The organism is Clostridium oryzae (genome assembly GCF_002029235.1).
GTDB lineage: Bacteria > Bacillota > Clostridia > Clostridiales > Clostridiaceae > Clostridium_AE > Clostridium_AE oryzae.
This window is the reverse complement of sequence record NZ_MZGV01000068.1, coordinates 1-20,976: the sequence shown is the minus strand read 5'-3', so window position 1 is coordinate 20,976 and position 20,976 is coordinate 1. Positions and strand designations below refer to the sequence as shown.

Genomic DNA, 20,976 nt, shown 5'->3' with positions numbered 1-20,976 from the left:
CCTTTAACCAACTCTATGTATTTACAAAGTATTATTTTCTATATTACTTCTTCCAAATTTTTTCTTGTTTATTTATTAGTATTTTCTTAAGAGCTATCTTCATATTACTTCGTATATTATATAGTTACATCCTTTCAACAACACATATAATTTATTCATACACAGTTAAAAGTTATCCACAGTTCCCAAAAACATAAATTCCTAGAGGCCAAAAAAAAGAAATGTTGTGGCACTACGGAGATTGATACGTTCATTAAGCACTCTATATCTCCTTCGTGCCGCAACATTTCCTATGCCCTAACTCTTAATATTAATTAATCACTTTTTATGTCTAAAATTGCATTTTGAATCAGTTTCATATCCTGTGATTGGAGTATCTCATTTACATATATAATAGGGGTATTAACTTTATAATTAATATGAACTGAGCTAAGTATGAAGTCATATTTACTATTATCAACATTAGGAAATTGATACATATCTATAATATCAAAACAGTTTACATACTCCTTAAATTGATTTAATATTTTATATTTTTGCAGTTGAGCAGAACTTCTTCCCATTGTACTAACTAACAAAATACTTTTTTTATCCAACTTTTTCTCCAGCTTTTCAAGCGCAAGACCGATATACAAAGCAATATAACCTATCTCATCTTCATTTACGACTAAATCAACCTCATCTTGTATAACCTTTCCTGCAATTTCTGCTAATCTAAATGCGTGAGCATAATTCATTTTTATATCATTAATCATAGGATTTCTGTTGATGAGTCCTAACTTCAGCCTTATAAGAAGCGGATCTAAATGAAGACATAATACCTTTCTAAATTCCTCATCATTATGTAAATCTACCTCTGATTTTTCATTTATATCAAATATAATTTTTTCTACAAGAAGCTTTGCCATAATAGAGCTATTAAAGGTCTCACTTTCATTTTGGATTAAAATTTTCTTTCCCAGCAAATGAATAGTGAGATATGCTACTTCACTTACCGGCCATATTTCATTGAACTTTGATGATAGAATTTGTGAAATCTCACTAGCCACCACGTATTCCCTTTCACTTTTTAGAAAATTAATCTGCTTCTCTTCAAAATGAACATAGTTATAAAATCTTGCCCTTCTTAACGATATAATAACATGAATCACAAGGTTTTGAAGTGATACATCCGAAATCATAACTTTATACTTTTGCAGTACATCAATAAGAGTTGACTTTATAGTAAATACCTCTTCTCTATTCACTGAGCTATTGAAAAGTACACTTTCCTCAGCGAAGTAACCTTTATCCGCTGAAGAATGGAAAAAGAATTCTGAAATACAAAGACGCTTGCTTATTTCACTTCCTTCTATAAAGATACCATACCCCGGCTTCTGCTCAAGTCTAAGATCATACTTTCCTATTTTCTTTCTAACTTCTTTCAGTTCTGATGTGAGAGTTGATCTGCTTACACATAATTCATCCACAAGTTCTTCTATTTTTATAGGGAAATCAACAGTAATAAACTTCTTTATCAAATAGTTTACCCTATCATCTGAATCGTCTGGTATATCTTCATATTGAGCAACTTCTTTTATTTTCAGTGTATTTAGAAACTCTCCAAACAATTTATAATTAGTTATAACTATTTTATAGCCAATACCAGAATGAGATTCTAAATTTGCGCCATGCTTTTCAATCTCATCCTTTATTTTTCTTATATCATCGCGTATAGTTCTAGACGTAACATTTGCTATTTGTGCCAGAGCTTCACTTGTTATATATTCTTTTTGGTTTAATAGTTCATGCAGAATAACCTTTTCTCTTTTCCTCATATTGTTCCCCCAAAATTAATACTGTAGACATTTTCTCTTATGTAGCTTAACTAAATGTATCTTTCATTCTACTATAATATATATTGTAGTGATATACCAGGATAAATTAGGCGCTATATTACTCTGACTTTCGTCTCTTTTCCATTGTCGGCATCACAGCTGATAATATTAATACTAGCAAAGATATGATTATTAGTATAATAAACAGAACATGCAGAGAACTGTTTAGTGAAAGCCTTATCTGTTCACCAGTTACAACAGTGCTGTGAGCAGAAGATTTGTATATATTGCTCGGATTTACTCCTTCTATCCCAAGATTTGAAAAATATTTTACTATAAATACATTGAATATACTTCCAAATACACTTACCCCTATTGTTTGTCCTAGAGTTCTGAGAAGTGAATTAGTTGCTACAGCTGATCCTCTCTTGCTGTACTCTACTGATTCTTGAACTATTATAGTTAAAGTAGTAAAAGCCCCACCGAATCCAAAACCCATTATTGAAACGTACACTATTAATAATAACAGTGAAGAATTTGTACGTAATGTAATCAGCAATATTACACCTACTAACAAAATTACATTAGATATCAATATTACCGCTTTTCCTCCGCGCTTTACTATTTGCTTTCCTAAAATAACAGAAGCTACAAGCCAGGTGATTGACATAGGTGCAAGAACCAGTCCCGACACCTTTGCATCAAACCCCAAAACATTTTGAATGTATATCGGCATATAGACATCTGAACCTATTAGTATAGCTGAAGCTAAAAAACTGATTAAATTTACTATTGTACTTGACTTCGTAAATATATCAAACGGAATTATTGGTTCTTTTGCTTTTCTTTCTATAGAATAAAATGCTAATGAAAATGCAATAGTTATTATTACTGAAATTAGAATAAATATATTACGGTTTAACCCCATACTTCCAGTTGATAAAAATATATTAAGAAATATAAGCATTGCTGCTGATAAAGTAATAATTCCTGCAAAATCTATATTATGCTTCTTCTTTTCAAAGTTTTCATCTAGATTTTTCTCAAGAAGAATAACAGATAATATTCCAAATGGAATATTGATAAAAAATATCCAATGCCAGGACAATGTATCAATTAAGATTCCGCCAACTAAAGGGCCTACTAGGCTTGCAATTCCCCATACTGTGCCTATACCACCTTGAACCTTTGGTCTTTCTTCCAGCGTAAATACGTCTCCAACAATCGTATACGTAACTGTAAATATTGCACCTGAACCTATTCCTTGAAGTGCACGAAAACTGATAAGCATATATATATTCTGTGACAATCCACATAGAAAACTTCCAATTAAAAATATAATTATTCCAATAGAAAGAATTTTTTTTCTTCCATATAGATCCGATAGCTTGCCGTATATAGGTGTAGAAATTGCAGAGGTTAATAAATACACAGAAAACACTGAACTAATGATTTCAAAACCCTGCAAATCCCTTACTATCGTCGGAATAGCTGTAGTTACAACTGTCCCTTCAATTGCTCCCAAAAACATAGCTACCATTAATGCTATTACTATGTTTCTCTTTTTTGCATCCATTACTTAGATCACTTCCTTAGTTTTACTTATTCGTCAGACTTTATAATTATATATAATATTACAGCATTTGTACAATAGCAGTATCCTGGAAATGTTGTGACACTACGGAGATTGATCCGTTCATTAAGCACTTGTAACACGAATTTTATGTGAATTTCCTAAAGAGTAAAAAAATTACGATTCCATAATATTAATGGAGTCGTAATTTTCTTATTACCATTATTAATAACAATCAAATGCAATTTCATCAGAATTATAATATTTTAATATTCTCCTAGTTCCTTTAGTAAAACTCCAGAATCAATAGGTTTGCTAATATAGCCTTTAGCTCCTAGCTCTATGCATTGATCTTTCACTTTTTGATGTCCCACTGCTGACATAATAAATACAACTGCTGCTGGTGCAATTTTTAATATATCAGTCAGTACTTCAAGACCATCCATAGTAGATTCTGTCATGTTTAAATCCAAAAGTACAATATCTGGCTTTTCGCTATTAAACATCTCCATTGCAGTTACTTTATCTACTGCTTCAACTGCTGTATACAGACCATCCTTTTCAATAATCTTTTTAACAAATTTTCTCATAAACGATGAATTGTCAACAATTAATACTTTTTTCATTTCTTAAACTCCTTTGTATATCTTTTTACAAAAATTTTTTACTTATTTGTGAATAAATTCTAATGACACGTATCTTTTATTTGAGTAAAAATATTAATGCATTCATTTAACTCTTGGTCTTTAGCCGCTTTTTCAAGCTTTTTAGCTAATTCATAAATAGAAGTTATTCTCAGTGTTCCAGATGAACCTTTTAGCTCGTGAGCTAACCCAGCCAGTTTACTAAAATCACTGTTATCAATAGCAATCGTAATGCCTGCTATTAAATCAAGTAAACATTTTATGTACTCTTCTAGTAGTTCTTTTGCATCTTCTCTATCAAGTCCAGTAGCCTCTACCAAACTATCAATATTATTTTCTATTACGTTATTATAATCGCCTTTCCCATTTATTTCTTTAATACTGTCTTCTATCATTTTAAACATAATATCAAAATTGATAGGTTTACTGATATAAGCATCCATTCCTGCCTGAATACATTTCTCACAATCACCCTCCATAGCATTAGCAGTCATTGCTATAATCTTTGTATGCTTTCCATCACCTTCCATGGATCTTATCTTAGATGTACATTCATATCCATCCATTACAGGCATCTGGCAGTCCATAAAAATAACATCGTAATCTTTTTCTGATGCTGCTTTTAAGGCTTCACTGCCATTCATTGCTATATCACAAACCATATCATGCGTTTTAAGTATACTAATAACTATCTTACGGTTCATTTCATTATCATCAACCAGTAAGATTGACGGATTATATGTATTCTTAGCTTCTTTATTAGTGTGTTTAGGTGAAGTTTTATTGCCTTCCTCTTCATTTACCATGCCTAATTCAATGGCTATACATCTAAGTAAATCATCTCTTTTAACAGGTTTTGTTAAATTTGAAGAGAAGCCATATTCTTTTGCAGCTCTAATTTCTCCCTTTTGAGTTACTGAAGTTAAAAGTATAAGCTTAATATCCCTAGCAAAAGGTATTGTCTTTAATGTAGTTGCGATTTCATAAGCATTCATGTCAGACATTTGATACTCTATAATAGCTACGTTTATTTTATTCTTGGTATTTGCGTTTGAAATTACTGTGGTTATTGCACTTGCAGCGTTATTAGCTTCAAATACATTACTTCCAGTTTCCTGAAGGTATGCCCTAATTATATTTTTATTATTTTCATTATTATCAACAATCAAGATATTCACGTTATCAAGTTTTTTGAACAAATCCTGACGTTTAGGTGCCATTTTTGAGATCTTCATCTTAACATCAAATTTGAAAGTAGAACCAGTACCTACTATACTTTCAACACTGATTTCACCGCCCATTAGCTTAACCAACTCACTAGATATAACAAGTCCAAGACCAGTGCCTCCATACTTCCTTGTTGTAGACGCGTCTGCCTGATTAAAAGGCTTAAATAGCTTATGTATATCATCTTTACTGATTCCAATTCCAGTATCTTTTACTTTAAATTGAATTACTGCAATTTCATTCTCTTTCTCCATATAGTCAACAATAACCGAAATCTCGCCTGCTTCGGTAAATTTTACTGCATTACTTATAATATTATTTAATACCTGTTTAAGCCTTGCAGGATCGCCAATAACCTCTTCTGGAACATCTTCTTTTACCATAACATAAATTTCTATCCCTTTTTCTACTGCTTTAGGGACAAAGAGTGAGACAGCATCATCAATTGCAGTCCTTAAATTAAAATTAATATTTTCTATAGTTAACTTTTTAGCTTCAATTTTTGAAAAATCTAATATATCGTTAATAATATAAAGCAGCATCTCTGAAGCAGATTTTGCCTCGTTTACAAACGCTTTTTGTTCCAAAGACAGCTTGGTAGACTCCAATAGCTCAAGGAATCCAAATATTCCGTTCATTGGTGTTCTTATTTCATGAGACATATTGGCAAGGAACTGACTTTTTGCAATATTTGCTGCTTCTGCCTGCTCTTTTGCTTTATACAGCTCATTCTCGGCCTTTCTCTGCTCTGTAATATCCTCAGCCGTACAAATAAGGTACTTAATATTGTTAGCTTTATCTCTCTGAGGCTTACTTTTAATTTGGAGCAGTCTGCTTTCTCCCTTCCAATTTTTAATCTCAAATTCCTTTTCCCACGGGGCATTCTTTTGAAATAGCTCCCAATTAATTTCAGACAACCTATTTGCAGTGTTTATATCAAACACATCATATAAGTCTTGATATTCTAAATCACTCCTACGCTTTCCAAAAAACTGCGCATGAGCCTCATTAACAGTTGCATAAGAAGTAACATTCCTTAAGGCCCAAATCTGTGATTGAGAGTTATTTAACAATATTGCTTGTCCATTAATTGTTAATTCATATGCTCTTTCTTTTACGATTCTAGATCGTGTACATGGAAAAGCTAGTGAAATATCCTTCAATATTTTGATTTGATTCTCTTCCCACTTTATTGACTTTGTGAGGCTTTCATACCCTGCAAATCCAACTAACTTATTTTCATTTTTTAACGGAACTATAAGACATGCTTTTATTCCTTCTGTCGAAAATGCTTCTTCCTCGAATATTGCTTCAGGAGGCAATTCTTCTTTGCTGTTTATTGCGATAAAATCCTTCTCCTTAATAGTACGAATTAACCAAGGAAAGGCATAGACTGCTTCATCTTCTTCAACTTCTCTTTTGGGTTTTATTTCATTCTTATTCCATTGACATTCAATATTCATAAAGGTAGGATCTTCGCAAAAGTAGTATAAGTAAATCCTATCCAAATCAAATAATACTCCGATTTGCTCCAGTGTTTTTTTTAATTCCTTGTTATAATTAGTACTATCTAAATCTAGAAACTTCTGAAAAGTATTATAAATTAATTTTAAACTATCATTGGAATAACTGATATTTATGTAACTATCTTTACTGCTCATAAAAATCCTCCCAAAATTTAAAATTCACAGGTATCTGTAATAAAAAGTGTTAATTCCTTTAATAAATCAACTTCATAGGGTTGTGAAATCAAATTTCCAGCACTATCGTAGATTATCTTTATTACTGGTCTCGTCGGCATTGAATTATTCTGTTTTACTACTAGCCCTTTTTCATTTGAATTTAAAACAACACAGCTTCCCGTTGGAAAAGCAGCTATATTCATCGTAAATTTTCTTACTATTTCTGCGTCAAAATATGTATTACTCATAGCAACAAGATACTCGATAATCTCTGATACAGTTTTATGTTCTAAATTATTTCGACCTGATATCATATTATCAAATACATCACATATAGAAACTATCTTTGCAATTTGATTTATCTCATCGCCTCGTAATTTTAGCGGATACCCACTGCCATCATTTCTTTCATGATGCATTAACGCAGCTACCTTAATGTATGCATTCCAAACATACTGCTTTCCTAACAAATCGTATCCAACCTTCGGATGCATCATTTCAATATATTTATCTATTTCTTCCCTCGTCTTAAGCTCAGCTAAAAGTTTCTTGTCATTCATTATTTTTATCTTACCTATGTCATGAAGCATTGCACCTGTAGCTATGTCCTTAAGCTTTAACATACTGTATCCCATATGGGTTCCTATTATCGTAGCTAGTACACTAACATTTACAGAATGCGAATATATATTATTGTCACTTGAACTTATCTCTGCAACATTTATTAATACATCTTTGTTTGACAATACATCTTCAAGTATTGAATTTACAGAATTCATTACACTGCTGTTATAAGTCTTTCCTTCTCGGCAATATGTCTCTATCATTTCCTTAACAGCTTTCTTACTCATTTGCCTTGTTTTTTCGGAAATGCTTTCTTCGATAATTAGATTTTTCGATATGTCGTCATCTATAAATACTGAACTTATCCCAAGTTCTTTAATTCTCTCTATGTAAAAAGGTTTTAATTTCACTCCAGCGTTAAGCAAAACTCGACCTGATCCATCATAAATCTGCTTTCCTAGGATTTCATCTCCCTTTAGGTTAGCGACACTAACAATTCTCATACGAACCTCCAAATGTGATAATTTATTGTCTACTAAACAGTCAAAAGTTCTTATAATTATACAATTAGCACACTATAAAATTCAGTGTGTTTACACAAACTAAACTCTAAGCATAGACATTATTAGCATCAATTCTTATTAAATATATTAACATAATTTCATACCTTTGACTACCATAGCAAAAAATCGGCAAATATTGCCGATTTTTTACAAAAACAAAAGTAAAAAACTTTATTTTTTATTTTGAAGCAAACTATTTTTTATTCCATAGGTAAAGTACACAATAAAACCTATTGCAATCCATATTACAAAACCTATCCACGTTTTTAAATGTAATCTCAATAGTAATAAGATACAGCATAAGATAGTTATTATCGGCGTAAAAGGCACTCCTGGGCATTTAAATACCCTTTCAAAGTTAGGCATAACTATTCTAAGACGTATAACAGAAAGAGAAACAACTATAAATCCCAGCAAGGTACCTATACTTAAAAATTGTACGATGATGTCAAGAGGCAAAAATCCTGCTATTAATGCTGCTATAGAGCCTGTTATTATGGTTGAAATATATGGTGTTTTGTGAACAGGATGAATTTTTGAGAAAAACTTTGGTAAAAGCCCGTCTCTTGACATCCCAAGGAATACCCTAACTTGACCATACAAAACAACTAATAGCGTAGACATCATTCCAATAATTGCTCCAGCTCCAACTAGAGATGATCCCCAGTATATACCGACTCTGGCTAACGCACCAGGTACTGCATTTTCAGAAATTATTTCTTTAAATGGCACCAGACCAGTAAGCACAAACGCAACAGAAATATATAATACACTTACAACCGCCAGACACATAATAAGCCCTAAGGGCAAATCTCTTTTTGGATTTTTAGCTTCCTCTGCCGAAGTAGAAATAGCATCAAAACCGATGTATGAAAAAAATATGGTTGCCGTACCTGCAAATATTCCTTTCCAGCCATATGGATTAAATGGTTTATAATTAGATACATTAATGTGCGTTGCTCCAAGAATTATAAACAATAAAATAATTGCTATCTTGACTGCAACGATTATATTATTTACTTTTGCACTTTCCTGCATTCCATAACATAAGAGTGCTGTAATTATTGTAATTATAAGTACTGCTGGAAGATCAACAATGCCCCCGTTACTTGGGGATGCTGTTATTATCTTTGGAAGATGGATACCCATATTTTTCAAAATGCCTAAAAACGTACCGGACCAGCCCGACGCAACGGCACTGCCGGCAACTAGATATTCAGCCGTTAAACACCAGCCAATAAACATCGCTATAATTTCTCCAAAAGCTATATATGAATAGGAATAAGTACTACCAGCGACTGGAAACATAGTAGCTAGTTCTGAATAACATAATCCGCAAAAACATGCTATTATGGCTGCCAAAACAAAAGAAATAATTACTGCAGGTCCTGCTGCACGAGCTCCTTCTCCAGTAGCAACAAATATACCAACTCCAACAACTGCACCTATTCCTAAAGCTCCTATATCCTTAGCCGTTAAGTTTTTCTTTAAGGACGTCTTTTCTATTGATTCGAGTACTTCTTTAGTGGTTTTCTTTTTCCAAATGTCCATTCTTTCCTGGTTCCTCCTTAGCATATCAATACCATTTGATAATAATATGATATTTTGTGCAAATTATTATCTATATTTCAATATTATTATCGACATTTTAATATTATATATAGGTTAAACGATTTAATCAATGAAAAAAGCAAAAAAATATTATTATATTTTAATATGTATACAAAAAACACGCCATAGAAAAACTATCGCTAATTTCTCCATGGCATGTTTAATTAATCTCTAGGAATTTATATCGAACAATCAATTGCTAATCACTTTTGATAACTATAAGATACTCTTGCTTAAATTTTATATGATTGGATTTCCAGCAGCTTTATATATATCGTACCACTCATCTCTAGTAAGATTAACATCAGAAGCTTTGCAGATATCCTTTATACGTTTAGGATTCATAGAGCCTGCTATGGTCTGAATCTTAGCTGGATGCCTTAAAATCCATGCTATAGCTATAGCAGTGTTTGTTACGCCATATGCTTCAGCGTATTTATTAATTATCGCATTCAATTCCTTAAAATCATCATTATCTAGAAATACACCTTCAAAGAAACCGTGTTGAAGCGGCGACCATGCCTGTATCGTTACATCTTTAAGTCTACAATATTCAAGCACACTTCCATCTCTGTCTACAGCTCTAGGAAAATAGGTATTTACATTGAGTCCAGAATCTATCATACTGGTATTTGTTACACTGAACTGCAGTTGGTTAACAATAAGCTTATCGTTTAAATACTTGCTTAACAGTTCCATCTGCATAGGGTTATGATTGCTTACACCAAAATATCTTACCTTACCGCTGCTTCTTAGTATTTCAAAAGCCTCTGCAACCTCTTCAGGTTCCATGAGAGTATCTGGTCTATGCAATAAAAGTATGTCTATGTAATCTGTTTTAAGCCTCCTCAGGCTTCCTTCAACTGATTTTAATATATGTTCCTTCGAAAAATCATATAACCCATCCCTTATTGCGCATTTAGTTTGAATTATAACCTTTTCTCTAAAGTTATCATTCATCTCTGCAGCTTCTGAGAATATTTCTTCTGATTTTCCTCCACCATATATATCTGCATGATCAAAAAAGTTTATACCTTCCTCTAAAGCAGTATGAATCGCATCTGCAGCTTCCTTTTTAGAAAGTTCTGCCATTCTCATGCAGCCCATCGCAATTTCTGAAGCCATAATTCCGCTTTTACCTATATTTACATTCTTCATTAACTAACACTCCTTATTAATACTATTTATCAGTTAAACTATAACATATATTCCTAAAAAGAAACATAATAAATTCATAGGAATTCAGCACAGCTGAATTCCCACCTTCACTTTTCTCTTGTCTCTTTACTCTTTAGTGGTCTATCTTGATATTAATTACAAGTATTCCTTAAGTGGTAATTAATATCTATTCATAAAATTAAAAACTCCGTAAGATTCATATTGAATATTACGGCATTCGGAGCAATTCTTAGATTCTCAACGATTATAGTTTTCATTTTTAATTTATATTATAAAATTCTATTAAGTCCACCAAAATTTTTCTCGAAATGAATTAATCCATACTCTGAACTGAAATCATCAGTAATGTTTTTTACATAAGCAAAAGCTCTGCCATTTTCTATGTCTAGCATATCCCGCTGCCATTCATTTCTATACTTTGAAACGCAAAGCATATTATAAAGTTCTCCAAACTCAGCAAATCCATGTATTACATGATATACAAGACTTCCGCTTTTCTGTTCGTATTCCTTAACTATTCTTTGCTGCTGTTCATCAAGCCAAAGTAACATTCCACCATACTCTGAAAGGTTTAATTTGTTTTCCTTATCAAACTCTCTAATAATATCTTCACTTAATTCTAATTTTTTCATTCTCTTTAAAGCCTCATTTTTCTGTTCAACTCTAGTCATACTACAGTTCCTCTTAGAATTATTATATACATATTGTACCATTTAAGTAATATTACGTCTATAATCTAGAATTAAATTTAATATTCAATTAGCTTTTCCTCAGCTTCCTGATCTTTCTTATTTATTTTTCTTACCGGAATCTGAATCTCCGTAAGCCATTCCTCTTCCGAGTCTTTATTCCAGACACCATCAATATAAGATTCTCTTAAATCGCCAGCAATTTCAAAGCAATTTTCCTCTATCCATTTTAATGCAGCAGCATAGGCCTTAGGAAACTCTGCATATGAACCTTTATGAAATACGCAGGCAGCCGTTTCAACCTTCTCAATCACTTTAAATGTCAGAATATCAGAATCCTGCTTTTTCTCAGTAACTGCCTCACATATCTCAACATCTATATCTTTTTCCTTGTATTCACCATCATGATAACTGGTAAAGCAATATTCCGGTACTGCACATATGCATCCAAGCCTCTCCATTTCTGCTCCCATAGAAGGCATAACACTGAACAAAGCTTCATAACCTGGAATCACCAATCTTCTTGATGCAACGATCACTTCTGGTAACTCCTTCAAAACAACATGATACTCACGATCAACGCCCTTCTGCAAAAGATAGCATTCCACTTGAGATAGCTTCATTGTCTCTTCAGCTATCTTTTTTATTAATTCGCTCTTCTTTTGCATAAGCAGCTTTTCCTCAGGCATTCCCTCCTGAACTTTTTTGATTTCCTCAAGACTAAATCCCATCTGTCTCAATGCCAGTATTCTATGCAGAACTGGCAGTTGAGCAGAAGTATAGTAACGATATCCATTTTGCTCATCTATATGGGCAGGTTTTAAAATACCAATATCATCGTAATGCCTTAGAGTCTTAATTGTAACTTGATTCATCTGAGAAAATAATCCTATTTTATATAAGCTAACCTCTTCTTTTCGTTCACATCTATATTGCTCGTCCATATTTGCCTCCTTATAATATCTCAATAACTATTCCCATCTAAAGGTCTTAACTGATACTAATATTCCTACTATAGTCCATATAAGCATGACAATTACCGGTAAAATTAAGTTTTGATGAAACAAACCTAAAGAATACCCCTTTAGCAGCTTAATTCCCTGAGTCAGCGGTAAAAAATCTGAAATCCGCTGCAACACCTTCGGAAAAATCTCATAGGGTACAGTCGCCCCTGATAAAAGCAGCATAGGAAAATAAACAACGCTGCAAACTACATTTGCAATTTTTATATTTCTGCAGACACTTGCCATAAGCATTCCAATGCTGTACATTGATATCATCACAAGAAAATACGATAAAATGAAGCTAAGCTTAGAGCCCCTCATCTCATAGCCGAAAAACAGCTTTACAGCTGCATATACCAGTACTGATGAGATAATAGAAAGTATAATGTTTTTAATTACCTGTATTAATAGTAACATAACCGGACTTACTGGTGTTGTAAAAAAATGTTTTAATATTTTCTTGTCCCGATAATCTGCAACAGTAAGCGGTATTCCCATAAAAGCTGTTGCACAAATTCCAACTGTGATAAGAGCTCCAAAGGAACTCTGCAGCAGTGTATAATCCGCTCCATGGTAAGCAGGTTTCGAGCCTGAGACAACTCCTACCAATATAATGATGGCTACTGGCATACAAACTCCGAAAAATATGCTGTCTGGGCATCTTAAGCCTAATAAACTCTCTATCTTTAATAATTTAAGAAATCTTTTCATGCTGCTCCGCCTCCTCCATATACCAGATATATGCCTCTTCCAGCCTGTCATAAGGGCTTTTTTCTATTACTTTTTTAACACTTCCGCTTACTACTTCTTTCCCGTTTCTTATAATGCAAACTCTGTCACACAACGCCTCTACTTCATCCATATAGTGCGAGGTTAAAAAGATTGTTGTCTGTTTTTCCTTTAATGACTCAAGGTGTTTCCAGACTTCTCTTCTGGCTAACGTATCCAATCCAGTAGTAAGCTCATCTAGGAATAAAACCTCAGGGTCTGGTATTAATGCAAGCAATACAGAAAGCTTCTGCCGCTCTCCTCCAGACAAGTTTGCCACTTGTTTTTTCTCAAATCCAGAAAGTCGAAAATCTGCTAAAAGTTTTCTGTAATCTGCTGGTGCCTTGTACAGAGCAGATATTTCCTCACACAATTCACCCACTTTAATTCCATCTTGATAAGAAGACTGCTGCAGCTGTACCCCGACCTTCTCAAATAATTTCCTTCGATGAGAAACTGGATTCATGCCTAGAATACTAACCTCTCCACTCTCAAATTTCTTCAATCCTAAAACACAATCAATAGTAGTAGATTTTCCAGCTCCATTGTGTCCAAGAAGTCCAAAGATTTCCCCTCTTTTAACACTGATAGATAAATCCTCCACAGCCACTTTATCTTTGTAACATTTTCTCAAATGCTTGATACTGATACTGTCCTCCATGTTAACCTCTCCTTTCAAATATATACTTTTTTCGCTTTCATTGAGAGTATATATTCTCCTGTAACAGGAGAGTCAAGATAAAAAAGATTACATCCTACGTAGGCTAATTCCGTTCATTAAGTAATTACACCACATCTTTGAGGCAAATTTCCTAATGGCTCATAACTCGGCTGCGCCTCAAACAATTCGCCATCTTAACGGAAATTTCCCTCAAAGACATGGGTAATTACTAAACTCACTCCAAATGCCTACTTCTGATGTAATCTTTTTTATGCCCTATCTCTTAATCTTTATATAATATTTTTATTTTATTACTTCTATTGCCTTAACATCTTAATTCACTAACTTCAGAATATTTTACTGCTTCTCTTTAACTTCTTCGTAAGCACACTGTACCGTTTTTTCATTTAATGTTCATCTTTCTTACCATTTAGGTGTATAACCTGATTTTAATGAAGAGTTATCCACAATTGGCAAAGCACATAATTTCCTTAAGACTAAAAAAAGTATTATTTTCTATATTTCTTCTCTCAAATTATTTTTCTTGTTTATTTATTTATTAGTATTTTCTTAAGAGCTATCTTCATATTACTTCATATATTGTATAGTTGCATCCTTTTAGTAACACAAAATTTTATGTAAATTTACTAACTTCAAAAAAACTGATGAATGCTTTATTTCATCAGTTTTACTAATAAAACCACTTATCTTTCATTTATTTATACTTTTCAGTCAGCCTATCCAAAATTTGAATATAGGTTTCAATAACCTTCTCATCTTCTGCCTGTTTTTCAAAATCAACCACTCTTTCATCTATACCCTTAAGTATCTCTGGTGAAAGGCTTCTTTCAGCATAAGTATATACCACCTTGTTTTCCTTATCTATATGTCTCTGCAGAAGCTTGGTGTAGCCAATAGCATTAGCAATAATATCTGCCTTATTCTCATAATCATCCTTGCCTCTGTACTGTTTTGCTGCAGCTTCAAGCTCAGAAATAAAAAGTCTTCCCATATCATGCTCTACAAGCATTCCGTGAGTTATAAGATTGTTTCCAATCTCTCCAAGCTGCTTCACCATTTCTTTAAATAGAATCTGTTCTTCTTTCCCATGATGATGCTTATCTGCATAATTTCTAGCGAAGCTTACCATATCAAGAAAATCCTCAGTGCAAACCTCCTCGCCCTTAAGAATTCCAATGCATGCATTTCTTACGGCCCTATTAAATTTAAGAATATTATCATGCTCTGCTACCATTAACTCAATGCTGTACATTATTTATCTCCTTTCTATCTTTCTGGTATTTTCATCCACAATCACATAATATAACTCCGAACCAAACAGCATACCATTTACAAGAGAATCTCTAAGTTTATAGTAAACAGATATATCTCCTCCGACTTGTTCCCAGTATGATTGATGTACACAAACATTTCGTTTCCAGGTTACTTCTATCTCTTCACTGGAAACTATCTCATTTGCTCTGTCACAAGGCATACCGTCAAGGAGTCTGTCATTTAGATATTTAAACACATCTGCAGGATATTCTCTGTCTTCAGGAGCATTCTCTTTTCCAAATACAAAGAAAACATCCTCAAGTTCAGCTAATAGATTTGAATCTTTGGCTAAAATACTATTGACTGCATAAGCAAGCCTATACTCAACAACAGATACTCTCTCCTGAAGCCATCCATGAATATTGCTTTCATCAATTATCTCTTCAAGAGGGCTATGTTCTAGATTCCCATATCTTTGCTGAAGCTCATGTCTTAATTCTGGTACAATGTCATTATCTTCTGAATAATTGATAACTCTTTCAACCAGCTCATTTTGAAACTCTATTTTATTATATAGCCAATAATGAATTGGGCCTAAAAATTTGCTCATATCATTTTTCCTCCATGTTTCTTAAAAGCGGGCATGACTCTTATCATACCCGCTCGTTATTAATTGATTTCTGCTAAATAAGAGTTTATTTTATTAATTAATGGATCTACAGCGATTCCTGCATCCAATTTTAAAATATCCCCGATAATCATAGTTTTATCTACTTGTTTCATAAATATTCACCTCGTATCATGTATCTTTTTGTCACGTGCCTGGCACTTGACTTAATTAAAGAATAATTTTATATCATCTTCTACAGTTCCGATGCCTGCAATTCCAAAGTTCTCAACCAATACTTTTGCAACATTTGGTGATAGGAAAGCTGGAAGTGTTGGTCCAAGATGAATATTCTTTACTCCAAGATATAATAGTGACAATAACACGATAACTGCCTTCTGCTCATACCATGCTATATTGAAGGCTATTGGAAGATCATTTATGTCCTGAAGTCCGAATACTTCTTTAAGCTTAAGTGCGATAAGTGCTAAGGAATAAGAATCATTACACTGACCTGCATCAAGTACTCTTGGAATTCCTCCGATATCACCTAATTGAAGTTTGTTATATTTATATTTAGCACAGCCTGCTGTTAATATAACTGCATCTTTTGGAAGTGCCTTAGCAAAGTCTGTATAGTAATTTCTAGATTTAGCTCTACCATCGCAGCCTGCCATTACAACAAATTTCTTTATAGCGCCTGATTTAACTGCATCTACTACTTTGTCAGCTAGTGCCATAACCTGATTGTGAGCAAAGCCTCCAAGGATTTCTCCAGTCTCAATCTCTGTTGGTGCTGCGCATCTCTTTGCATGTTCAATTATCTCACTGAAATCTTTGTATTCTCCTGGTTCGCCAGCTATATGTTTGCAGCCTGGGAAACCTGCAGCTCCAGTTGTATAAACTCTATCTTTGTAGCTGTCTTTTGGTGGGACGATACAGTTTGTTGTCATAAGAATTGGTCCGTTAAAGCTTTCGAATTCTTCCTTCTGTTTCCACCATGCGTTTCCGTAGTTTCCAATGAAGTGGCTGTACTTTTTAAATGCTGGATAATAATGTGCAGGAAGCATTTCTGAGTGAGTATAAACATCTACTCCTGTTCCTTCTGTCTGCTTTAATAACATTTCGAGGTCCTTTAAATCATGACCTGATATAAGTATTCCAGGTTTTGTGCCAACTCCTATGTTTACTTTTGTAAGTTCTGGATGTCCATATGTTGAAGTATTAGCTGTATCTAAAAGCGCCATACCATCTACTCCAGTTTTACCTGTAGCAAGCGTAAGCTGTATTAGCTCATCTACTGATAGTTTATCGTCTAAAATTTTTGCTAGTGCTTCCTGAAGGAAAGCATCCACTTCCTCATTGTCATACCCAAGTGCATTAGCATGCTTTGAGTAAGCTGAAAGTCCTTTTAGTCCATAAGTTATAAGTTCACGAAGACTCCTTACATCCTCATTTTCAGTAGCTAATACTCCTACTGTCTTTGCTTTTGCTTCCATCTCTGCTTTGTTAAAGCTTTCCCATAAAGCAGCTTGTGAAAGACTTTCCTTATTGTTTAGTTCAGCTAAAAGCTCCTTCTTTGTATTTAATGTCATAACAACTCTATCGAAAAATACATTTTCATCAAAATTTGCATTTGTGATAGTTGTAAATAAATTAAGAGTTATCATGTGGTTTATCTCTTTGCTTATTGTTTTTCCTTCTTTTCTAAGTTTCGTAGTTATTTCTGAAATTCCTTTTGTAGTATATATTAACAAGTCCTGCATGTTTGCAACTTCAGGCTGCTTTCCACATACTCCAACCTTTGTGCACCCGCTGCACCCTGCTGTTTCCTGACACTGATAACAAAACATTGTATTCTCCATATTCATATTTCCTCCTCAAATTTGTTGTTCATTTATTTGATGAGTTAATATTACTATGAATACAAATTAGTTTCCGTAACATATGTTACGGTAGCAAAAAAATGTTGTGGTATGCTGCGACTGTTCCGTTCGCTTAGCAATTGCTAAACTCACTCTATGTCGCTTACTACCACAACATTTTTTGTATCTATGTCCACAGAAAGCACTTTTAATTTATTTATGCTGCTGCTTTTTCTTTACTGGAATCCAGATTTCACTTTCATAATCATAAGAGCTGCAATCTCCATTTGAGTACATCTCAATATTCATTCCAGCTGCAATCTCATAGTCCGGATTACCTGGCAGCCACTCTTTAAAGATTTGAGTATTAACAGACTGTAACGCTCCCGGCATAGGGCCTGTACATTTGAATTTCGCCCATTCAAATGCTGGGATTTCAAATATCTTCATTCCTTCTGGTACACTGCCGCCGTTATATCTTCCTGCAATCATATACAGAAACTCTTTCTGTTTGGAATCATCTTCAATACAGATTCCAAATTCTCCAATCATACATTCTTCAATCACTTTTTGTACCTGTTCATTATTTTTTCCATCCGTGCAGTTATGACAAAATTCATTCCAAAACTTTGGAATCTCCTGATAGCCTGTCTCATACAAGAAATTTTTCTCATATCCAATAACCTTCATTGCGTCAAGCTTTTCAACTACATAATCCATATCATTTCCTCCTCTAACTGATACACTAATTTTAAGAGGTAAAAATATCTTTATTTTTTTGGTATCTCCTTTCATTTGCTTAGGAGATACCCCATGGAAACGGCTAAATGCCTTTGTAAAACTCTCTGGAGTGTCATACCCGTATTTATATGCTAAATCAATTATTTTTTCATCACCTGATATGACATCTAATGCAGCCATATAAAGTCTTCGATATCTAATATACTCACCTATGGAATATCCAGTTATAATTTTAAAACCTTTCTGAAAATAGAAAGGTGACATAAAAACTGCATCTGCTACTTCCTCAGGTCCTACACTCTCCAATAAGTGTTTTTCCATATAATCTATTGACAATCTTAGGCTTTTAATCCACTCCATCACTTTCACCCCTCAAGAATATTCTATATCCATGCTGTGACTTAATCCTGTCATTTTCTGCTTTCTAATGTCTATTTGAATTTCATTCTTTAGCATCTCAATGCTTGCAACCTGTCAAACCTAAATTTCTATATTACTGCTTTTCAATCCAAAACTCTGCTCAATGCCCATTCTTCTTACACAATCCAGCCAATCATATATCATATTCTTTATATGAATTATAAATCCGTAGAACCTATATCCTCATAACTAGTAAGTTTATATTTACTGTCACAAGTAAAAGTCCAATTTTCTCTTATCTTGACAGCAGGCATATGCATCATGTCACTATATGATTCAGTTACAATAAAGTTTACAGTCTTAGTTCCATCCTTTTTAACCGTTATCTTACTAATCTTATAACTGATGGTTTTTATAGTTACCTGCTCTTCTACTGATTGATCATACTGATTTTTCAAATCTGAAGCTGATATCTTCTTCTTCAATTTTTCTGACCACATGTCTCTTATCTTAGAATATTGTTTGTATGTTGTATGTTTGTAGTTAAAATTAGACCAGCTAGTTAATTTCTTAGCTATAGCGTTAAGCTTTTCATTTACACTGCTAGAAACAGCCTGTGGTATACTGCTTGTTGTCAAAACTAAACGTTGATTGCCTATTGAACTTACTGGATTAGTTGCAGTTCCTCCTGCTGTAATTGAAGCAGCAATCAAAGTTACTGCCATTAGTTGTTTAAACATTGATTAATTCCTCCTTTTTATAATATAATTACATATTACATCATATAGAAGTATAATTAAACAATATTCACCATAATATTGCAATTCATACCAACTAAATTTCCACCTTCACTTTTCTCTCTACTCTTTACTCTTAACTCTTACAAAAGCTCTTCCAGCACTTCCAAATTTACTATTCTAATCTCTTTCCGCTTAACATTAATAAGTCCTTCCTCATGCATTTTTACAAGTTCTCGAGACAATGATGGCCTTGCTACATTCAAAAAATCTGCAAATTCTTCCCTATTCATTTTCATTGTCACAACTTCATTTTCTCTGTTTTCCAAAAGATACGCAGCTATCTTCTGCCTAAGATTTCCGCTGGATAAAAGTTGAAGCTTTTGGTTCAAATAGTAAGCTTTCTGGGACAATATGCTAAGCATATTTCTGATAAGCTTAGAATGATGTTGACAGGCTTTATTACAGGTTTTATAAAAATATTCTTTAGGTATCTGAAGTACAGTTGATTTTTCAGTTGCCAGTGTGTAATAATCATAAGCTGACCTCTGTATAAAAAGATACACCTCACCAAATAAATCGCCGCACTCTTCTATGTTCGTAACTATTACTCTCTTACCTGAAAGTGAATCTTTGCATATAACAATAGACCCCTCAATTAAAACATACACATACTTAGGAGTATCTCGTTGTTCAAAAATTATTTCATTCTTTTCATATGTCTTTATCTCTGCTGACGCGCATTTTATTGCTTCTTCTACTTCCTTTTCTGTCATATCCAAAAATAATATACTTTCCATTAAAGCAGAAATCATGATGCACCACCTTCTAAGTTATCAAATTAGATAATTTGCGAACCAACGATGGGGGTATGACCTACCGGTCATTGCGCCCTTCGGGTTCTGTAAATTAAATAGCTGTTAATTATTTAATGTATCTTTTAAATATAAACTAAGTGCTATTGGATAAACGTTATTCTATGGAATAACAATTTTTTAATTTCTTCGAAGAAAACTAAAGTGCATCGCTAATTTTTTAGAAAGATAAAAAACCTCTTTTTAATTTGGAAATTGCTAAAACTAATATCCATTTTAATAGAGATAACCTTAAAAAGCTATCTAAGCAGGACAGGTCTTGGCTTCGAAGACCTGCTTCTTCGTAGAGCCCTGTCACGATTAATAGGCTTTTAAGTAGTTGGATTATTAAAAGAAAGTTAATTATAACAGTTTCCATATTGAAGAGAAGCCTTTAACTCTCTTTATAATTAAGATCACACTTAATAATCTACGAAGAAAAATTAAAGATACAACTTCATCAAATAACGTCTGTAAAATTAACGTGTAGAAATTTTAGAGACGGTACTTTAAAACTAGCAATCTATATAATTTACAGAGCCCGCAGGGAGCGTT

At 33.3% G+C, this 20,976-nt stretch carries 17 protein-coding genes; all 17 read right to left on the bottom strand.

Annotated elements, in window-relative coordinates; translation table 11 throughout:
* Window positions 1–314 precede the first annotated feature (314 nt).
* Window positions 315–1,817: a BglG family transcription antiterminator gene (locus CLORY_RS19220; RefSeq protein ID WP_079427545.1), complete on the bottom strand. Its 1,503-nt coding sequence runs from the start codon at window positions 1,815–1,817 to the stop codon at window positions 315–317.
* A gap of 118 nt (window positions 1,818–1,935) precedes the next feature.
* Window positions 1,936–3,393, bottom strand: a complete 1,458-nt coding sequence (locus CLORY_RS19215) for an MDR family MFS transporter (protein ID WP_079427543.1) — start codon at window positions 3,391–3,393, stop codon at window positions 1,936–1,938.
* Window positions 3,394–3,656: 263 nt separating this feature from the next.
* The gene (locus tag CLORY_RS19210) at window positions 3,657–4,016 is read right to left on the bottom strand and encodes a response regulator (RefSeq protein ID WP_079427541.1); all 360 of its coding nucleotides are present in this window, start codon (window positions 4,014–4,016) and stop codon (window positions 3,657–3,659) included.
* A 59-nt stretch (window positions 4,017–4,075) separates the two neighbouring features.
* Window positions 4,076–6,922: a response regulator gene (locus CLORY_RS19205; protein ID WP_079427539.1), complete on the bottom strand. Its 2,847-nt coding sequence runs from the start codon at window positions 6,920–6,922 to the stop codon at window positions 4,076–4,078.
* Window positions 6,923–6,939: 17 nt separating this feature from the next.
* A complete protein-coding gene (locus tag CLORY_RS19200; protein ID WP_079427537.1) occupies window positions 6,940–8,010 on the bottom strand; it encodes an HD-GYP domain-containing protein in 1,071 nt (356 codons plus the stop codon).
* Window positions 8,011–8,241: 231 nt separating this feature from the next.
* Complete coding sequence (locus CLORY_RS19195; protein ID WP_079427535.1) at window positions 8,242–9,621, bottom strand: amino acid permease; 1,380 nt, start codon at window positions 9,619–9,621, stop codon at window positions 8,242–8,244.
* Between the two features lie 300 nt (window positions 9,622–9,921).
* Window positions 9,922–10,839 (bottom strand): aldo/keto reductase, encoded by a 918-nt coding sequence (locus CLORY_RS19190; RefSeq protein WP_079427533.1) that lies wholly within the window; start codon window positions 10,837–10,839, stop codon window positions 9,922–9,924.
* Between the two features lie 290 nt (window positions 10,840–11,129).
* A complete protein-coding gene (locus CLORY_RS19185; RefSeq protein WP_079427531.1) occupies window positions 11,130–11,531 on the bottom strand; it encodes a hypothetical protein in 402 nt (133 codons plus the stop codon).
* A 77-nt stretch (window positions 11,532–11,608) separates the two neighbouring features.
* Window positions 11,609–12,493: a MerR family transcriptional regulator gene (locus CLORY_RS19180; RefSeq protein ID WP_079427529.1), complete on the bottom strand. Its 885-nt coding sequence runs from the start codon at window positions 12,491–12,493 to the stop codon at window positions 11,609–11,611.
* Window positions 12,494–12,520: 27 nt separating this feature from the next.
* Window positions 12,521–13,264 (bottom strand): ABC transporter permease, encoded by a 744-nt coding sequence (locus tag CLORY_RS19175; RefSeq protein WP_079427527.1) that lies wholly within the window; start codon window positions 13,262–13,264, stop codon window positions 12,521–12,523.
* Window positions 13,248–13,982, bottom strand: coding sequence for an ABC transporter ATP-binding protein (locus tag CLORY_RS19170; RefSeq protein WP_079427525.1), 735 nt, complete (start codon window positions 13,980–13,982; stop codon window positions 13,248–13,250). Before CLORY_RS19170 ends, CLORY_RS19175 begins: the two co-directional genes overlap by 17 nt.
* A 715-nt stretch (window positions 13,983–14,697) precedes the next feature.
* Window positions 14,698–15,255 (bottom strand): hemerythrin domain-containing protein, encoded by a 558-nt coding sequence (locus tag CLORY_RS19165; protein WP_079427523.1) that lies wholly within the window; start codon window positions 15,253–15,255, stop codon window positions 14,698–14,700.
* Between the two features lie 3 nt (window positions 15,256–15,258).
* Window positions 15,259–15,867 carry a hypothetical protein gene (locus CLORY_RS19160; protein ID WP_079427521.1) on the bottom strand — a complete coding sequence of 203 codons (609 nt, stop codon included), beginning with the start codon at window positions 15,865–15,867 and terminating at the stop codon, window positions 15,259–15,261.
* A 224-nt stretch (window positions 15,868–16,091) separates the two neighbouring features.
* Window positions 16,092–17,729, bottom strand: a complete 1,638-nt coding sequence (gene hcp / locus CLORY_RS19155; RefSeq protein WP_079427547.1) for a hydroxylamine reductase — start codon at window positions 17,727–17,729, stop codon at window positions 16,092–16,094.
* A gap of 213 nt (window positions 17,730–17,942) precedes the next feature.
* On the bottom strand, window positions 17,943–18,830 hold the full coding sequence (locus CLORY_RS19150; RefSeq protein WP_079427519.1) for an AraC family transcriptional regulator: 888 nt from the start codon (window positions 18,828–18,830) through the stop codon (window positions 17,943–17,945).
* 218 nt (window positions 18,831–19,048) lie between these two features.
* Window positions 19,049–19,570: a hypothetical protein gene (locus CLORY_RS19145; RefSeq protein WP_079427517.1), complete on the bottom strand. Its 522-nt coding sequence runs from the start codon at window positions 19,568–19,570 to the stop codon at window positions 19,049–19,051.
* A 140-nt stretch (window positions 19,571–19,710) separates the two neighbouring features.
* Window positions 19,711–20,382, bottom strand: coding sequence for a Crp/Fnr family transcriptional regulator (locus tag CLORY_RS19140; RefSeq protein ID WP_079427515.1), 672 nt, complete (start codon window positions 20,380–20,382; stop codon window positions 19,711–19,713).
* Window positions 20,383–20,976 lie beyond the last annotated feature (594 nt).

Excerpts from the sequence above, each read along its gene's own strand:
- CLORY_RS19140 (WP_079427515.1), bottom strand. The coding sequence starts at position 20,382 with ATGATTTCTGCTTTAATGGAAAGTATATTATTTTTGGATATGACAGAA.
- CLORY_RS19160 (WP_079427521.1), bottom strand. The coding sequence starts at position 15,867 with ATGAGCAAATTTTTAGGCCCAATTCATTATTGGCTATATAATAAAATA.
- CLORY_RS19175 (WP_079427527.1), bottom strand. The coding sequence starts at position 13,264 with ATGAAAAGATTTCTTAAATTATTAAAGATAGAGAGTTTATTAGGCTTA.
- CLORY_RS19180 (WP_079427529.1), bottom strand. The coding sequence starts at position 12,493 with ATGGACGAGCAATATAGATGTGAACGAAAAGAAGAGGTTAGCTTATAT.
- CLORY_RS19205 (WP_079427539.1), bottom strand. The coding sequence starts at position 6,922 with ATGAGCAGTAAAGATAGTTACATAAATATCAGTTATTCCAATGATAGT.
- hcp (WP_079427547.1), bottom strand. The coding sequence starts at position 17,729 with ATGGAGAATACAATGTTTTGTTATCAGTGTCAGGAAACAGCAGGGTGC.
- CLORY_RS19215 (WP_079427543.1), bottom strand. The coding sequence starts at position 3,393 with ATGGATGCAAAAAAGAGAAACATAGTAATAGCATTAATGGTAGCTATG.
- CLORY_RS19165 (WP_079427523.1), bottom strand. The coding sequence starts at position 15,255 with ATGTACAGCATTGAGTTAATGGTAGCAGAGCATGATAATATTCTTAAA.
- CLORY_RS19195 (WP_079427535.1), bottom strand. The coding sequence starts at position 9,621 with ATGGACATTTGGAAAAAGAAAACCACTAAAGAAGTACTCGAATCAATA.
- CLORY_RS19185 (WP_079427531.1), bottom strand. The coding sequence starts at position 11,531 with ATGACTAGAGTTGAACAGAAAAATGAGGCTTTAAAGAGAATGAAAAAA.
- CLORY_RS19150 (WP_079427519.1), bottom strand. The coding sequence starts at position 18,830 with ATGGAGTGGATTAAAAGCCTAAGATTGTCAATAGATTATATGGAAAAA.
- CLORY_RS19190 (WP_079427533.1), bottom strand. The coding sequence starts at position 10,839 with ATGAAGAATGTAAATATAGGTAAAAGCGGAATTATGGCTTCAGAAATT.
- CLORY_RS19170 (WP_079427525.1), bottom strand. The coding sequence starts at position 13,982 with ATGGAGGACAGTATCAGTATCAAGCATTTGAGAAAATGTTACAAAGAT.
- CLORY_RS19145 (WP_079427517.1), bottom strand. The coding sequence starts at position 19,570 with ATGTTTAAACAACTAATGGCAGTAACTTTGATTGCTGCTTCAATTACA.
- CLORY_RS19210 (WP_079427541.1), bottom strand. The coding sequence starts at position 4,016 with ATGAAAAAAGTATTAATTGTTGACAATTCATCGTTTATGAGAAAATTT.
- CLORY_RS19220 (WP_079427545.1), bottom strand. The coding sequence starts at position 1,817 with ATGAGGAAAAGAGAAAAGGTTATTCTGCATGAACTATTAAACCAAAAA.
- CLORY_RS19200 (WP_079427537.1), bottom strand. The coding sequence starts at position 8,010 with ATGAGAATTGTTAGTGTCGCTAACCTAAAGGGAGATGAAATCCTAGGA.